We start from the raw sequence: 15,931 nt of genomic DNA on the forward strand, positions 1-15,931 counted from the left end.
GCCCGCCGCCGACGAAATCGCCGAGTAGCGCACGCAACCCACGCGCACAGCAGACACGCGCACAGCAGACAACAGTGACGAACGAGAGAACAGAGAACACCATGACGCAGCACCACGATGACGCCTTCCTCGCCGACTGGGCCGTGCACTCCCGCTTCGGCGCGGTGCCCGAGACGAACGGCGTCGACCGGCAGGCGGCCAGCGCGGCCGACGGCGAGCAGCGTGCGTGGTTCGCCGAGCTGCTGACGGCGCACGGCTTCACCGTCGAGCGCGATGCGATCGGCAACCAGTTCGGTCTGCTCGAGCTCGTACCGGGAGCTCCCTACGTCGTGACCGGGTCGCACATGGACTCGCAGCCGACCGCGGGCCGCTTCGACGGGGCGTACGGGGTAATGGCGTCGGCGCACGCGTGCTTCCGCGTCGCTGACGAGCTGCGCGCCGACCCCTCGGCCGCGCGCGTGAACCTCGCCGTGGTCAACTGGTTCAACGAGGAGGGCTCGCGCTTCAAGCCCTCCATGATGGGGAGCTCGGTATTCACAGGCAAGCTGCCGCTCGCCGACGCGCTCGCGACGACCGATCCGCACGGCGTGACCGTCGCCGATGCGCTCGGTGCACTCGGCGAGCTCGGCGACGGCGATGTCTTCGGCGGAGCGTCGGGTCGTTCGGTGGCCTCGTACGCCGAGATCCACGTGCAGCAGGGGCGCAGCATGGAAGAAGATGGCGTGACCATCGGCCTCGTCGACGCGACGTGGGCGGCGCACAAGTTCGAGTTCCGCGTGACCGGAGCTCAGGCGCACAGCGGATCGACGCTGATGGAAGACCGTCGCGACGCCTTGCTCGGCGCCGCCCGCCTCGTGGTCGCCGCCCGCGAGCTCGTCGACGAGTTCGAGCCTGGCCAGCTGCACACCGCCTGCGGTGAGCTCAACGTCTACCCGAACTCGCCGGTGGTCGTCGCCAGCGAGGTCGAACTCCTCATCGACCTGCGATCGCCGAGCGCCGAGGTGATCCGCCAGGCCCACGCCTCGCTGCAGCGCACGATCGAGCGCGTGCAGCGCGAAGACCGCGTCGAGATCGCCGTCACCGCTGAGCACAGCTGGGATCGCAACCCCTACCCCGAGAACGGCGTCGAGTTGGCGCGCGGGGTAGCCGAAGAGCTCGGCCTCACGCACGACCGCGTCATGACGGTCGCCGGTCACGACTCGACCAACATGAAAGACACCGTGCCCACGGTCATGCTCTTCGTGCCGAGCGTCGCGGGGGTCTCGCACAATCTCGACGAGTTCACGGAAGAGGCCGATCTCATCGCCGGGGTGGATCACCTCACCGGCGTCGTGCGCCGCCTTGCCGGTGGGGCGCTGCTCGACTGAGCTGAGCTGGGCTGAGCTGCCGGCCGAACGGCTTGGCGCGACGCTAGCCGCGTTCTTCCTGGATCGCGTTGCCGCCGTCGACCACGATGAGCTGGCCCGTGACGTACGAGGCGCCCGGCGAGCACAGGAAGGCGACGACCGCGGCAACCTCGTCGGCGCTGCCCGACCGGCCGAGCGGAGTCGCGCCGCCCATGCGCACCTCGTGCTCGGTCGCTGAGCCGGTGGCGATCCACCCGGGAGCGACCGCGTTCGACGTCGTGCCGTGCAGGGCCGCATCGATCGCCACGGATCGGGTGAGCCCAACGAGCCCTGCCTTCGCCGCGTGGTAGCCGACGTCGCCGCCATAGGCGAGCACCGGCCCCGAGACCGACGCCACATTCACGATGCGGCCGTGCGCTGAGGCGTTCACCAGCGGCAGCGCGGCCTGCGTCACGAGCATGGCAGTGGTGAGGTTGCGCGACAGCGACAGATTCCACTGCTCGATCGCGATGTCGTCGATGCCGGCGGGCTGCTGCGGGTCGGAAATCGACGTCATGCCGGCGTTGTTCACGACCGCGTCGAGGCGCCCGAACTCGGCGCGCGCGGCGTCGACGAGCCGCTGCACGTCTGCCGAAAGGGTCAGATCCGCGACGACGGAATGCACGCGCGGTGCGGTGTCGGTGAGTACTCCGGCGAGCAGTTCGTCGCGGCGATCATGAATGCGTTCGGTGGTCGCCGTGATGACGAGGTCGAATCCGGCCGCACGGAGCTGGCGCGCGGTGGCGAAGCCGATACCTGTGGCGGATCCGGCCCCCGTGATCAATGCGACCGGGTTCGGGCCGACGGGAGCGGATGCGGTCTCGCGCGATGAGGTCATACGCCGACTGTAATTGCTCACGCCGCGCCGTCCGCGCCGCGCCGTCCGCGCCGCGCTCGACGCGCCCCGCCGCTGCCTTTCCACACCCCAGCCCAGCCCAGCCCCGCAGAGCGAATCGGTGTCAATAATTGCTGCAATATGGGCCAATTCGCGCCCCGGAACAGCAATTATTGACACCGATCCGCAAGAGGCGGGGCGCAGGCGCAGGGTGCCAGCACGGCAGCGGGACAGCTTGCCGCGCGCGCCTCTATCGGCAGTGCATACCTGCGCCATAGGCTTACGAGGTGCCCCACACATCCGCAGACGCATCGCATCGAGACGCTCCGCGCAACGTTGCCGGCAGTACAGCTCGCAACGTCGTCCACGAGACGGCTCACGCCGCCGCGCGGAATGCGACGCAGCAGAGCCCCGAGTTCCCGTCGCGCGCCGACGCGGCGGCGCGGACTCGCGAGGAGTGGGACGCAGGATCGCCGCTCGTCGTGCTGGGCGAGCCCGGGAGCGGGCGCACGACGTTCGCGGATCGCCTGCTGCAGGGGCGGGCGGGCAGGGTGCGGCGCATCACCGGAGTGCCCCAGCTCGCCGACGTGCCGTTCGCAGCGCTCGCCGCGGTGCTCGCGGGTGTGTCCGGAGTCGCCGGTTCCGCGGAGTCGCCGGCGCGACTCATCGCGGCACTGGCGCGCGAAAGCGCGGATGCGGCCTCCGCATCCGGAGTGCTCGTGATCGACGACGCCGACTGGATCGACGAGGCCAGTGCGGCGGTGTTCGCGCAGGCGGCGAACGATGGGCCGGTGCGCCTGGTGGTGCTCGGCACGCGTCTCGATCGCCTGCCCGCCCCACTGCGCGCCTTCGCGCTCGACGCCGCCCTCGTCGAGCTGGCCCCGCTCGAACTCGATGATGCCGCGATCTTGGTGGAGCGCGTGTTCGGCGGCGTGGTCACGCTGCACGACGTCGACCACCTGCGACGTCTCGGAGGCGGCAATGCGCGTTTCGTGCACGAGCTCGCCCGCGACGCGCTCGAGAACGGCGGGCTGCGCGAGGTGCACGGCTACCTCGCCTTGCGTGAGGAGTGGCGACCGCACGGCCGTCGCATCGGCGAACTCATCACCCTGCGACTCGCGCACCAGCCGATCGAGGTGCGCGACGCGGTCGAGATGCTCGCGGTCACGGGCGAGATTTCCCTGGCACTCGCGGAAGACCTCGTGGCGCCGGCAGACCTCGACGCCGGCCTCGCGCTCGGACTGATCGAGATGTCGCTCGTCTCGACAGCAGACGGAGTCGGCCGCGATGAAGTCGTGCGCATCAGCGGCGGCCTCACCCCGCAGACCCTGCTCGCCCAGCTGCCGCAACGCCGACTGCAGCAGCATGCCGGGCGCGCGCTCGAGCATGCTCAGCGTCTGCATCCCGCCAGCCGCCTGACAGTCGGGCTGCACGCCATGCGCGCGGGGGTGCGCCTCGACGCGGACGTGCGCGAAGCGCTGGCGATCCAGAGCCTCGCGGCCCGCCAATTCGAAGTGACCGTCGCGCTCACGGAGCGTCTCGACGCCGATCCGCTGCCCGACCCGCTGCGGCGCTTGCGTGCGCACGCGCTGTTCGAATCCGGGCGCCACGACGAAGCACTGACGTTGCTGGCGCCGCTGCTGCAGGCCGCCGACCCCGAAGCACGCGCGCAGGCCGCGACGATGCTCTCGGCGCTGGGCCGCTCCGATCAGGCGGACGAGCTGTTGCAGCCGGCACCCGGAGACGACCCTCACTGGGCCGCCGAACTGGGGGCGCACCGCGATGTGCTCCGCGCCCGCGCCGGAGTGCCGGTGCCCGAGGCGACGTTGCGCGCGCACGCGGCGACCGCATCGCTCGGGCGCGACACCCGGGCCGCGGCACTGCAGACCGCCCTCTTCGCGGCGGTGCACGGCGGGCGGGCAGGCGACACCGCTGGCGAGATCGTGGCGCTGATGGTCTCGCCGGCGTGGCAAGATATTCCCGTATCGGAGCAGGGCAATCTGCTCATCACGTACTTCATGGCCGCACGTGCCCTCGGCTCGAATGCGCAGCTCGACATCGGCTTGTCAGACGATGACTGGGCGGCGCTGCAGATTCCGCCGGGGCTCTATCTGGGGGCCGCAGGCGTGCAGAGCCTCGAGCGCGGCGATGCGATGGCCGCGCGCGAATTGCTCTGGCAGGCGCTCGCGGTGCTGGGCGACGACAACCGATTTGGCATCACGGCGTACTTCGCGGCGGCAGGCGCTGCAGCCTGCGCGCACCTGGGCGATCGTGCGCACGCCGAGCAGCTGCGAGCCGCCGCCACCGCCGCGCTCCGGGTGGGCGGCACCCTGCAGAGCGAAGCGGAACGGATGCTGCTCGCCGCCGACCGCCTGCTCGACGGGAACACCCACGCGACTGAGCGATGGCGGCATCAGCTCGCGCGGGCGCACGAGCACGAGGAGTGGTACGTCGTGCTGCGTTTGCTGCACGACGGTTGGCGCTGGGGTCTCCACGATGATCTCGACGCGCTGCACGACGCGGCGACGCGGGTGCAGGGGCCGCTCGCCGACGCGCTCGGAGAGTACGCGCGGGCCATCGGCGGCGACGATGCCGCCCTCACCCGTGCGCTGGATACGCATCTTGCGCTCGACCAGCACTTGTTCGCGGGTGAATGCGCGATGGCAGCGGTACGTGCCGCCCGCGCTGATCGGCGCGGGCGGCCGTCGAACGCATCGATCGAGCCGGCGATTCTTGGGTTGAGCGAGCTGACCGGCGTCGATACGCCGGTGCTCGGTCGCGTGCGCATCGACGCCGAGCTGCTGTCAGCGCGAGAGCACGAGGTGTGCCTGCTCGCCCATGCCGGGTCGAGTAGTGCGCGCATCGCCGAGCAGCTCTACTTGTCGGCGCGCACGGTCGAGGGGCACCTGCAGCGCGCATTCGCGAAGCTCGGGATCGACAGCCGACAGCAACTCGCCCCGCCTGCGGAGCGCGCGGTGGCACCCACTACCTGATCCTGGCTCGAGCACTACGCTATTGCGCCGCCGGCCGACTGCGGCGTGCGCACGCGGTGTCACACTCTGAGGGTTCCCGCCTGCTTCGAGAGAGTGTGATGCCCATGTTTTCCCTCGTCCATGAACCTCATCGTGCGCCGCGCCGCGTGATCGGCGTGTGCGCCGCCGCCGGTGTACTGGCACTGCTGCTCGCGGGGTGCACGTCGCCACCGAACGCCGACGCCGGCTCCGAGAGCGCTGCCCAGCAGGCGGCATTCTCCGAGTACTACGACCAAGAGATCTCCTGGGGCGAGTGCAACGATGATTTCGGTATCTCAGCCGATGCGGCGAAACGCATGCAAGAGGCCGAGATGCCCATTGATCGCTTCGAGTGCGGGCATGTCTCCGCACCGATCGACTGGGCCGATCCCGAGAACACGGAGTCGATTTCGCTGGCCGTCAATCGTCTCCCCGCGGAGGCCGAGACCTCGGCGGGCGCACTGCTCGTGAACCCCGGCGGCCCGGGGGGCAGCGGTTTCGACTTGGCATTGTCGATGTCGACCGTGGCCGAGTTCTCGGGGGTGATGCAGCAGTACGACCTCGTCGGGTTCGATCCCCGAGGCATCGCTCGCTCAACCCCCATCGAGTGCGACATCGACTCGAACATCCCAGAGGTACAGATCAGCCTCTGCGCGGATGAGAACCCGCTGGCGCTGACCATGGGCACGAGCCAGGTCGCGCGCGACATGGACCTGCTGCGCCATCTCTCGAGCGACCCTGAGCTGCACTATCTCGGCTACTCCTACGGCACCATGCTGGGGGCGACCTACGCCACGATCTTCCCCGAACGCGTCGGGCGCATGGTGCTCGACAGTGCCGAGAGCGCGCACTGGGCCGGGCTCGAGGGCAGCTTCGACCAGCAGGTGGCGATCGTCGATGCGACCCAAACGATGCTCGATGAATGCGAAAACGACTTCGCGTTGGGTCGCTGCCCGCTGCCTGACGCCGCGACGCGCAGCGCGCAGATTGCCACACTCGATGAGCAGCCGCTCGTCGCGACCGACGGCTTCGAGGTCGACTCGACCGGCATGTACACGTTCCTCACCTCAGCCCTCTATGGCGGTGCGGCCTCACGCGCCATTTCTCTCGACATGGCGGGCAGCGCTCTTTCGGGCGAGCAAGACGGCATCGACGCCGTTGCACAGGTCGTCGGAAGCGGCGGTGCGAATGTCGGTCTCGCCGGTACGATCGTGCGCTGCCATTCGTTCCCTGCGGACGCCGATGTGCCCGGTTTGATTGCGCACGTGAAAGAAGCTGGGGTCCCGGAAGAACTCGGCGGCCCCGAGATCACTGACGAGGTGCTGCGCAAGTTCATCGACCTCGGGTGCGATGCCATGCCCGTCAGCGGTGACGACATCACCGACACGTTCACGAACACGGGCGACTCCACGATTCTCGTCATGGGAGTGACCGGCGACCACGCGACGCCGTACACGGGTGCTCAGCAGTTGACCGAAGAGCTCGGCAACGCGCGCCTGCTCACCCTCGAGGGCCAGGGGCACGGTGCGTCATTCGCCAATCGCTCGACCTGCGCGGACGCTGCCGCGACGCAGTACCTGCTCGAGGGCGAGCTCCCCGCAGAAGGCACCGTGTGCACTGATGACTGAACCGAAGGCACAAACGAAATCGATGCGTTCACTGGGGCGCGGGGCGGCGATCGCCGGCGCGGTGACGTTCTTCGCGGCCGCGTTCGGCGGTGCGACCGCTGCATCGGCCGCGCCGCAACCGATCGAGATCGTCGAGCAGGCCCCCGAGGGGACGACGCGGCTCTGGCTCGATCTCGAAAGCGGAGATGGCGTGGCGCCCGGCTCCACTGCGATACAGCAGGCGCTCTCGCGCACCGAGGCGTCGGCTCCGGTCGACCTCCTCATCGCCGGGGGAGCGCTACTGCTGACCGCTGCAACGATCGAGGTGCTCCGCCGACGTCGAGCCCGCGGGGCTGATCACGGAATCGAGGGGGCAGGCCCCTGGGGCGTCGAAATCACTCGCGGCACTGGCGCGGCGCACGATGGCTCACGCGTTGCCGTACCCGCCGCCAGCTCCGCGAACATACGACGGCGCACGGCCTCAGCCGAGGCCGAACAGCTGCCGCGGATGCGTGAGGCGCCAGAAGTAGTCGGGGTCGGCGAGCGCCGCGGCCGTCGTGAGGTCGGTTTCGGCGGCGCCGTCGACGGGCGTCTCGACGGTGAGTGAGCCGACGCGCTGACCGGCGGCGATCCTGAAGCCGGCGGCGTCAGAGGTATCGGCGGCCGCGGAAGCATCAGGCGCATCGCCGCCGTCGGCGCGAGCGGCCGCGGCAATGGCTGCCGGATCGCCCGTCGCCCGCCGCGACCCCTCCTCGCCGGGCACGAGCACGGCGGTGACCCCGGCACCCGCGACCACCGGCACCGTGGCGCCGTCGACGCCGGTCAGCGCGCCGAACTCCTCGCCCGCAGCGACGAGCGTGACGGTGGAGGGTGCCGCATCGAGTGCCGAGAACATGCTGATGCTCGACGTGAGGCGATCCTGCGCCGTTTCGCGCCCCAGCACCACCGAAATCTGGGTGACCTCGCGGCCGGCGGCATCGCTGGTGCGGGCTGCGGCGAGGTTGTACCCCGCGACGTCGGTGCGCCCGGTCTTCACGCCGACGACGCCGTCGAGCACGCCGAACAGCGGGTTCGTGCTGGTGACCAGGCCGATCTCGGCCACGGGCGTCGCGTACGGCTGCGACACGATCGCGGCGATGGTCGGGTCGGCGAGCGCGAGGCGAGCGATGCGCAGCACGTCGCCCGGCGAGGCCGCGTTGCGCTCGTCCATGCCGGTCGGCTCGAAGAGGCTGAGCGATGCGAGGCCCTGGCGATCTTGCCAGTCGCGCACGGCTGCGAGAAAAGACTCGTTGTCGCCGAAGACGGAGTAAGCGAAGGCGGCGGCGTAGTCGTTCGCCGACGGGATGAGCGCGAGCTCGAGCATCTGACGCGCGGTGATTTCGGTGCCGACCGCGATCGGAAAGGCGACGCCGTCGGCCTCGCGGTATTGCTGCTGGCGCGCGGCGTCGGCCGCCGACCAGACGTGCACCGCGCCGTCGCCGTCGAGCGGCGCACGCTCGAGCGTGACGAGCGCCGTGACCAGTTTCGAGATGCTCGCGATCGGGGCGGCCTCGGTGGTGTTCTCCCAGACCGCATCGTCGTCGAGCCAGCCGATGGCCGTGGGCGCGGATTCGCCGTCGACCGCCGCTCGCAGATCGTCGTCATCGAGGCTGAACGCGGTCGACACGTCGGCGTTGAGCGCGAGCGTCGGAGCGGGCACCGGAGCGATCGCGCACGCGACCGCATAGCCTCCGGCGAGCAGGATCACCAGGCCGCCGCCGACGAGACCGATCACGCGGCCCGTCCGCCGTCGCTGCACCGGCTGAGCGTCGATTGTGGTCACCGATCCAGATTAGTGGGCGGCTCGGTGCGATGCCCGGGAATCCGCCCGTGCACAGCCGGTGCGAGTACGGCTGTGCGATCCCGCGCATGACCCGTGCGACCAATTGCGAGAAGATGGCAGTCTTCGACACCGCATGTCAGAACCGCACTACTGAGGAGCTCGCTGATGGTCGCACTGATCGCCGGGTACGCCCGCACCCCGTTCACCCGCTTCACCGGGCAGCTGGCGACGCAGCCCGCGACCGTGCTCGGCGCGCACGCGGTGCGCGCGGCGCTCGGTCGCGCCGGGGTCGCGCCCGAGCAGGTCGACGCTGTGGTGGTCGGTCAGGTGCTGCAGGCCGGTGCTGGGCAGAACCCGGCACGACAGACCGCGGTCGGGGCCGGCATCCCGCTGACGGTGCCCGCGATCACGCTGAACGCCGTGTGCCTGTCGGGCACCGAGGCCGTGTCGCAGGCGGTGCGCCTGATCAACGCGGGCGAGGCCGAGATCGTGGTCGCCGCCGGCCAGGAGTCGATGTCGCTCGCGCCCCACGTGCTGCCGCTGCGCGCCGGCACGAAGTACGGCGACGCGACGTTCGTCGACACCGTCGATCGCGACGGGCTCTCAGACGCGTTCGATCAGGTCGCGATGGGTGCGCTCACCGAGACGGGCAATGCGCCCCTCGGCCTCACCCGTGAGGAACAAGACGCGTTCGCCGCCGCCTCGCACCAGCGCGCCGCGGCTTCGGCGGAGTTTCTCGCCGGTGAGATCGAGCCCTTCACCGTGACCTCGCGCCGCGGCGATACCGTCGTATCGAGCGACGACGGTGTGCGCGCCGATACGACCGCCGAGACCCTCGCCGGCCTGCGCCCGGCGTTCGCGTCAGACGGCACCATCACCGCCGGCAACGCGTCGCAGATCACGGACGGCGCCGCGGCGCTCGTCATCGTGAGCGAGGCCGCCGCCGAGCGTCTGGGCCTGACCCCGATCGCGCGGGTCGAGGCGACCGCGTTCGTCGCCGGCCCCGACACCCACCTGCACTCTCAGCCGGCGCGCGCCATCGCCGCGGCACTCGCGAAGACCGACGCCACCTCCGCAGACCTCGCGGCCGTCGAGATCAACGAGGCCTTCGCCGCAGTCGGCGTGCAGTCGAGCCGCGAACTTGACCTCGACGCCGCGATCGTCAACGCGCACGGTGGTGCAATCGCGCTCGGGCACCCCATCGGCGCTTCGGGCGCCCGCATCGTCGGCACGCTCGCACGGCAGCTCGCTGAGCTCGGCTCCGGATCGCTCGGCGCCGTCGGCATCTGCGGCGGCGGCGGGCAGGGCAGCGCGGTGGTGCTCCGCGCCGTCTGACTCGGCCTGAGTCGGCCTGACGACGTGCGCGTCGTCGGGCCCGTCTGTATCGGTTCGAGATGTGGCGGTTTCGGCGCGGTCGTGCGGTGGCGACGCGCCCGCGCCCGCCAGTACACTCGCGGCTATGGGATTGCACCTCACGGCCATCGGCATCGACGTCGGCGGCACCGGCATCAAGGGCGGAGCGATTGAGCTCACGACGGGTGAGCGGATCACCTCACGGCACAAGGTCTCGACCCCCGAGGGCGGCGCTCCCGCCGACATCGCGCGCGAGGTCGGGGAGATGGTCGCGGCGATTCGCGTCGAGCTCGTCGAGGCGGGCACCGCAACGGCCGAGGTGGCCGCGGCGCTGCCGGTCGGCGTGACGCTGCCCGGCGTGGTGCGCGACGGTGTGATGCGCACGGCGGCGAACATCGACCTCAGCTGGATCGGCACCGACGCGCGCGAGCTGCTGGGCGCAGCCGTCGGCGCACCCTGCACCGTCGTCAACGATGCTGACGCGGCAGGCGTCGCGGAGGTCGCGTTTGGCGAGGTGCGCGGGCTGCCGGGCGTCACCATGGTGCTCACCTTCGGCACCGGCATCGGCTCGGCACTGGTTGCCGACGGGGTGCTCGTGCCCAACTTCGAGCTCGGGCATCTCGAGCTCGACGGGTTCACCTCGATCGAGAAGCACACGGCCGCGAAGGTCATCGAGCGCGAGGGCATCACCCTCGCCGAGTGGGGCGGCCGCGCCGCTCGCTACATCGGGTACCTCGAGCAAGTCATGAACCCGGACCGCTTCGTGATCGGCGGCAGCATCAGCAAGAACGCCGATCAGTATCTGCCGTTCGTGGGCGTGACGGTGCCCGTCGTGCCAGCAAAACTGCGCAACGACGCGGGCATCATTGGTGCCGCGTTCCTCGCCGCCCAGGGGTGAGGCTGAGCCTGCCGCACCTGACAGAGTCCCCGCGAGTGTCATCGCACCCGCGCCGCGCCTGAAAGAATAGCTGGGTACGGGCGAGGGGAGCGGCGCATGGCCGAAGCGGTCGATGACGGCGGATCACCCCGCCCGCGTACACCCGCACCTCCGACCGCGCTGATCAAGGCCGTGCGCAGCCTCTTCCAGATGCCCGCGGGCCCGGGCCCCCGGCTCTGGATCGCGATCCGCGCCGCACTGTCGATCGGCACGCCGTTCGCGGTGCTCACCCTGCTGGGGCACGAGGGGATCGGGCTGCAGACGGCCGCCGGCGCATTCGTCGCCCTCTACGCCGCCGGATTCGCCGCCGCGGAGCGTGCGAAGGTGCTGCCGTTCGTCGGCGCCCTGCTGCTCGCCTGCTCGGCACTGGGTGCGGCGCTCGCGCCGTCACCGCTCTGGCTCTCAGTCGGGCTCGTTGTCGTCGCCGGGGTCACCGCGACGCTCGCGTTCGCGTTCCGCCTCGGGCCGCCCGGGCCGGTGTTCTTCGTGCTCAGCTACGGCCTCGCAGCGAACATCACCGGCGTCGTCGACGGGCAGCGGCTGAACTCCCCGTTCGTGCTGCTCGCCGCCCTCGCCGGTGGTGCGCTCTTCTCGTACCTGCTCGCGCTTGCGCCACTGCTGCGCCCCTCCGAACGTGCGAAACCCGTGCGGCCGCTGCGCGAACTGCTTCCAGGCCCGTGGCTCGGGGCGGGCGAGGGTCAGCTGATCCTGCGCATTCTCATCGTCGCCGTGATCGGTACGGTCGTCACCGTGCTCTGGATCGATCCCCATCGCGCCTACTGGACCGTCTCGACCGGCATCGCCGTGATCGGGCTGAGTGCGGTGCGCCGACACTCGCTCGGGCGCGGGCTGCACCGCACCGCCGGCACCCTCGTCGGAGCCGTGCTCTACCTCGCCCTCGCGGGCCTCGGTGCCTTTCCGCTGGTGCTCGCTCTGCTGCTCACCCTGCTGCAGTTCACCATCGAACTCGTGGTCGTGCGCAACTACGCACTCGCGCTCGTGTTCATCACCCCGCTCGTGCTGCTCATCAGCGGGGCGGCGACCGGCGGCGCGAACCTCATGGGTACCGCAGGCGAGCGCGTGCTCGACACCGTCATCGGGTCGGCGATCGCCGTGGCGACGGCGCTGATCCACCGGAGTGCGAGCGCGCGCGGTACGGGCGAACTGCGCTGAAGGTAGGCCTGCTGGCTCCTTCGTCCGAGCGGCCGCCACCTCCCGCCACTCTCCCGTCCGACAGGAGAAATCCGCTCCTGCTGACGGTTTTAGGGTGCGCGCCACCGCGTGACGGAATTTCTCCGGTGTGACGGAAGGTACCGGGGTGTTGGGGAGGCTCGCGCCTACGCGAATCGGTACGTCGCGTAGCGCACCGCGTTCGCCGTGCGCTCGGCGACCGCGAGGTACAGCGCGCGCTCGAGGTGCGCGAGTCGCGGAGCCGAGGTCTCGACGGTCACGACCGTGCGGAAGTAGTACTCCGACGGGTCGACGGGCTCGCCGCGCAGCAGCGCTTCGAGCACGGCGGGTTCGCCGCTGCGCACCCCATTCGCCTGCAGGTACAGCAACTCGCCCGCGTCGGTGCGCGCGGAGTAGCGGCCGTCGATCTCGATCGAACCGTCGGCGCGCACCAACTGCCAGTCGGCACCACCGGGCAAGATGTCGGCGCTAATCGCTCCGGTGATCCGGCCACCGAGAATCGGAATCACGCGGCGATGCCCGGCTCGAGTGTCGCCGTGGTCTTCGAGAGCGCCGAGTTCGACCTCGACGTCGAAGACGTGCTCGAGGGAGGGGATGGGAAGCGTCATGAGTGGTCCGTTCAGGATCGATGGGGTGCGTCGCCGGGCACGCTCACGGTGAGCAGCGCGTCGAGCAGACGCTCAAGGGCGGGTTGGGCCGCGGCGATCGCGTCGCGGTCGGTCGGGTCGAGCGTGTCGAGCGCTGCGCCCAGCAGGTCGGCGCTCGAACGGTCGAAGGCCGCGAACAACTCGCGGGCGCGGGCCGAGGTAGTGACGAGCGACCGCCGACCATCGCTCGGGTCGGGCGCGCGCTCCACCAACTTCGCTCGCTGCATCGCCGCGAGCAGGTTGCTGATGGTGGAGCGGTCGAGATGCAACTCATCGGCGAGCTCGCTCGGGGTGCGCGTCGTCCCGTCGGGCAGGGCGCGAATCACCTGGATCTGCGCGTCAGGAATATCGGGAAGACCCCCGGCCTCCCGGGTCGCTGCGAGCAGCGCTCGCCGCAACGGCGAGATGACCGCGGCAAGCCGCGCGGGGTGAGCGGTGCTGTTCGAGTGGTGCAGCGCGTCATCGCTCACGCGGGGCGCCCCACCGACAGCGAAGCCCGATCGTTGAGCGACTGCGGATGGAATCCGGCAGCCTGCTTGTACGCCGTCGCAACCTCTTCGAGTTCAGCGGCGCCGATGACGTCGTGAATGTGCGCGAAGCCCTGGGGTGCCCGCTCGGCCGCGAGCACCATGACGCGTTCGGGGCCGGCCTGCCGCGTCTGCTCCAGCAGCGCCGCAGTGGCGGGGCGGCGATCCGCCTCGTACAGGCGCAGCGCCTCCTCAACCGGGCGGTTCGTGCCGAGGTGGAATGCGAGGGTGCGTGCGTCGAGCGTGGCCTGCGACCCGCCATTCGAACCATTGGGATACATCGCGTGGGCGGCGTCGCCGACCAGTGTGGTGCGCCCGAAGGTCCACTGCGGCAGGGCGTCGCGATCCACCATCGGATATTCGAGGATCTCGTCGGCGCTCGCAATCAGCGCCGGAATATCGAGCCAGTCGTATGTCCACCCCTGGAAGAGGTCGACGATGGGCTGCGGATCGATCGGGTGGTTCCAGTCAGCGTCGCTCGTGGCCTCGCGTCGCTGCTCGGCGATGAAATTGATGGGCATGCGACCGTCTTCGCCGACCGGACCAAGCGGGTACGCGACGAACTTCTGCTCGCCATCGCCCACCATGACCATGGTGCTGCCGTCAAGGAACGGTTCGGCGTACGCGACGCCGCGCCACAGGGTGAGCCCGCTCCACGGCGGAGCGCCCTCGTCGGGGTAGCGCTCGGCGCGCACGGCCGAGTGGATGCCGTCCGCAGCGATCACGAGATCGGCCTCAACCGAGACGGGGCCGTTCGCCGTATCGAAGTGGGCGGTGCTGCCGTCGGCGCGATCGTCGACCGAGGTGACACGGTGGCCCGTGCGGATCACACCGCCGAGTCGCTGCTCGACGAGATCGCGGAGCTTCAGCTGCAGCTGCCCGCGGTGCACCGAGAGCTGGGGCCAGCTGTACCCGGCGGCAGTGCCGCGCGGCTCATCCCAGATCGGCTGGCCGTGGCGGTTGAAGTAGGCGAGGGTGGTGGGCGCGACGCCGAGCGCAGCGATGTCATCGACGATGCCGAGCTCGGTGAGCTCGCGCACCGCGTGCGGCAGCAAGTTAATGCCGACGCCGAGCCCGCGGATCTCGGCCGAGCGCTCGTAGACTTCGACGTCGTCGAAGCCCGCGTCATGCAGGCTCAGTGCGGTGAGGAGGCCGCAGATCCCGGCGCCGATGATAACGATCTTCATTGACCACTCCTGTTCGGGGCGGTCGATGCTGACACACCCGATTGGTTTTGCGACAAAACTAACACGGGTGCGCCTGGGGTGCAATGGGGGCTCGGTGGCGGATCATCCCCGCCTTCGCCTCAGCCTCCACCTCAGCCGACACCTCAGCCTTCACCCAGCAGCGGAGATTCTCGGAATCGCGGACCGATATCGCAGTTTCGGTCCGCAGTGTGTTGAATCTCCGCTGTTGGGGGTGGGGTGGGGTGGGGATGGGGTGGGGTGAGAAGAAGAGGCACCCCAAACGCACGAGTGGCCCGAACCGCAGTGCGATTCGGGCCACTCGAGATGCCGGGCAGGTGCCGGGCGAGGCGATGCGCCGGATCAGACCAGGCGTGCCTTCGGGGAGACCCCGTAGGTGTCGTTGCCGTCGCGGTTCGGGGTGTCGCCGAGGGCGACGTCGATCGCGGCGAGCGTGTCGGCGTCGAGCACCACGCCCGAGGCCTTCACGGTGTCGGCGAGCTGCTCGGGGCGCGAGGCGCCGACGAGTGCTGCGGCAACGTTCGGGTTCTGCAGCACCCAGGCGATCGCGAGCTGCGGCATCGTCAGGCCTGCCTGCTCGGCGATCGGCTTCAGTCGCTGCACGGCCTCAAGGATGTCGTCGCGGAGGTACTTCTGAATGAACTCCGCACCGCTCTTGTCGTCGGTTGCGCGTGAGCCGGCGGGTACCGGCTGACCGGGCAGGTACTTGCCCGAGAGCACGCCCTGCGCCATCGGCGACCACACGATCTGCGAGATGCCGAGCTCGTCGGAGGTCGGCACGACCTTCTCCTCGATGACGCGGTGCAGCATCGAGTACTGGGGCTGATTCGAGATGAGCTGCACGTTCAGCTCACGGGCGAGCTGGTGGCCCTCGCGCAGCTGCTCGGCGGTCCACTCGGAGACGCCGATGTAGAGCGCCTTGCCCTGGCGCACGATGTCGGCGAACGCCTGGAACGTCTCTTCGAGCGGGGTCTCATAGTCGAAGCGGTGCGCCTGGTACAGGTCGACGTAGTCGGTGCCGAGTCGGCGCAGCGAGCCGTTGATCGACTCCAGGATGTGCTTGCGGCTGAGCCCCGTGTCGTTCGGCCCCTTGGGGCCGGTCGGGAAGTACACCTTTGTGAAGATCTCGAGGCCTTCGCGACGCTGGCCCTCGAGCGCGCGGCCGAGCACGGTCTCGGCCGCGGTGTTGGCGTACGTGTCGGCGGTGTCGAACGTCGTGATGCCGGCGTCGAGAGCCGCGTGCACCGTCTTGACGGCCGCGTCATCTTCGACCTGGGAGGCGTGGGTCACCCAGTTGCCGAACGTGATTTCTGAGACCTTGAGGCCGCTGTTTCCGAGATAGCGATAGTTGACCATTGCCCCAGCCTATGCCCGTGGGCTCTGCGGGTGACGGAGAGTTTCATGAACTCCG

At 70.0% G+C, this 15,931-nt stretch carries 12 protein-coding genes; 6 read left to right on the top strand and 6 right to left on the bottom strand.

All coding sequences use genetic code 11. The features are described from left to right. Nucleotides 1–101 precede the first annotated feature (101 nt). Entirely contained in the window at nt 102–1,367 is a 1,266-nt protein-coding gene (locus AMS67_RS13010; protein WP_053387761.1) for a M20 family metallo-hydrolase, read from the top strand. Nucleotides 1,368–1,410: 43 nt separating this feature from the next. Here AMS67_RS13010 and AMS67_RS13015 read toward each other — a convergent pair whose 3' ends face one another. Then, nucleotides 1,411–2,223 carry an SDR family NAD(P)-dependent oxidoreductase gene (locus AMS67_RS13015; protein ID WP_053387762.1) on the bottom strand — a complete coding sequence of 271 codons (813 nt, stop codon included), beginning with the start codon at nt 2,221–2,223 and terminating at the stop codon, nt 1,411–1,413. Between the two features lie 284 nt (nt 2,224–2,507). Here AMS67_RS13015 and AMS67_RS13020 point away from each other — a divergent pair, with 284 nt between their 5' ends. Both AMS67_RS13020 and AMS67_RS13025 read left to right on the top strand, forming a co-directional pair. Then, nucleotides 2,508–5,213, top strand: a complete 2,706-nt coding sequence (locus tag AMS67_RS13020; protein ID WP_053387763.1) for a LuxR C-terminal-related transcriptional regulator — start codon at nt 2,508–2,510, stop codon at nt 5,211–5,213. Nucleotides 5,214–5,317: 104 nt separating this feature from the next. Then, a complete protein-coding gene (locus AMS67_RS13025; protein WP_053387946.1) occupies nt 5,318–6,859 on the top strand; it encodes an alpha/beta hydrolase in 1,542 nt (513 codons plus the stop codon). Between the two features lie 460 nt (nt 6,860–7,319). Here the strand turns inward: AMS67_RS13025 and AMS67_RS13030 are convergent, their stop codons facing one another. Then, the gene (locus AMS67_RS13030; RefSeq protein ID WP_053387764.1) at nt 7,320–8,660 is read right to left on the bottom strand and encodes a D-alanyl-D-alanine carboxypeptidase family protein; all 1,341 of its coding nucleotides are present in this window, start codon (nt 8,658–8,660) and stop codon (nt 7,320–7,322) included. A gap of 165 nt (nt 8,661–8,825) precedes the next feature. Between AMS67_RS13030 and AMS67_RS13035 the strand changes: the two genes are divergently transcribed. The 3 genes from AMS67_RS13035 (at nt 8,826) to AMS67_RS13045 (ending at nt 12,123) form a co-directional block, all read left to right on the top strand. Next, a complete protein-coding gene (locus AMS67_RS13035) occupies nt 8,826–9,995 on the top strand; it encodes an acetyl-CoA C-acyltransferase (RefSeq protein ID WP_053387765.1) in 1,170 nt (389 codons plus the stop codon). Nucleotides 9,996–10,119: 124 nt separating this feature from the next. Continuing rightward, complete coding sequence (ppgK, locus tag AMS67_RS13040; protein WP_053387766.1) at nt 10,120–10,911, top strand: polyphosphate--glucose phosphotransferase; 792 nt, start codon at nt 10,120–10,122, stop codon at nt 10,909–10,911. A 96-nt stretch (nt 10,912–11,007) separates the two neighbouring features. Beyond that, nucleotides 11,008–12,123 (top strand): FUSC family protein, encoded by a 1,116-nt coding sequence (locus tag AMS67_RS13045; RefSeq protein ID WP_053387767.1) that lies wholly within the window; start codon nt 11,008–11,010, stop codon nt 12,121–12,123. Between the two features lie 164 nt (nt 12,124–12,287). Here the strand turns inward: AMS67_RS13045 and AMS67_RS13050 are convergent, their stop codons facing one another. The 4 genes from AMS67_RS13050 to AMS67_RS13065 all read right to left on the bottom strand — a co-directional run bounded on the left by AMS67_RS13050 (nt 12,288) and on the right by AMS67_RS13065 (nt 15,876). Then, the gene (locus tag AMS67_RS13050; RefSeq protein ID WP_053387768.1) at nt 12,288–12,749 is read right to left on the bottom strand and encodes a DUF3237 domain-containing protein; all 462 of its coding nucleotides are present in this window, start codon (nt 12,747–12,749) and stop codon (nt 12,288–12,290) included. Nucleotides 12,750–12,760: 11 nt separating this feature from the next. Continuing rightward, nucleotides 12,761–13,258, bottom strand: coding sequence for a MarR family winged helix-turn-helix transcriptional regulator (locus AMS67_RS13055; protein ID WP_053387769.1), 498 nt, complete (start codon nt 13,256–13,258; stop codon nt 12,761–12,763). Further along, on the bottom strand, nt 13,255–14,502 hold the full coding sequence (locus tag AMS67_RS13060; protein WP_053387770.1) for a flavin-dependent oxidoreductase: 1,248 nt from the start codon (nt 14,500–14,502) through the stop codon (nt 13,255–13,257). The genes AMS67_RS13055 and AMS67_RS13060 overlap by 4 nt, the downstream gene beginning before the upstream one ends. A gap of 360 nt (nt 14,503–14,862) precedes the next feature. After that, nucleotides 14,863–15,876: an aldo/keto reductase family protein gene (locus AMS67_RS13065; protein ID WP_053353812.1), complete on the bottom strand. Its 1,014-nt coding sequence runs from the start codon at nt 15,874–15,876 to the stop codon at nt 14,863–14,865. Nucleotides 15,877–15,931: the final 55 nt, after the last annotated feature.

The organism is Leucobacter japonicus, from assembly GCF_001273855.1.
GTDB lineage: Bacteria > Actinomycetota > Actinomycetes > Actinomycetales > Microbacteriaceae > Leucobacter > Leucobacter japonicus.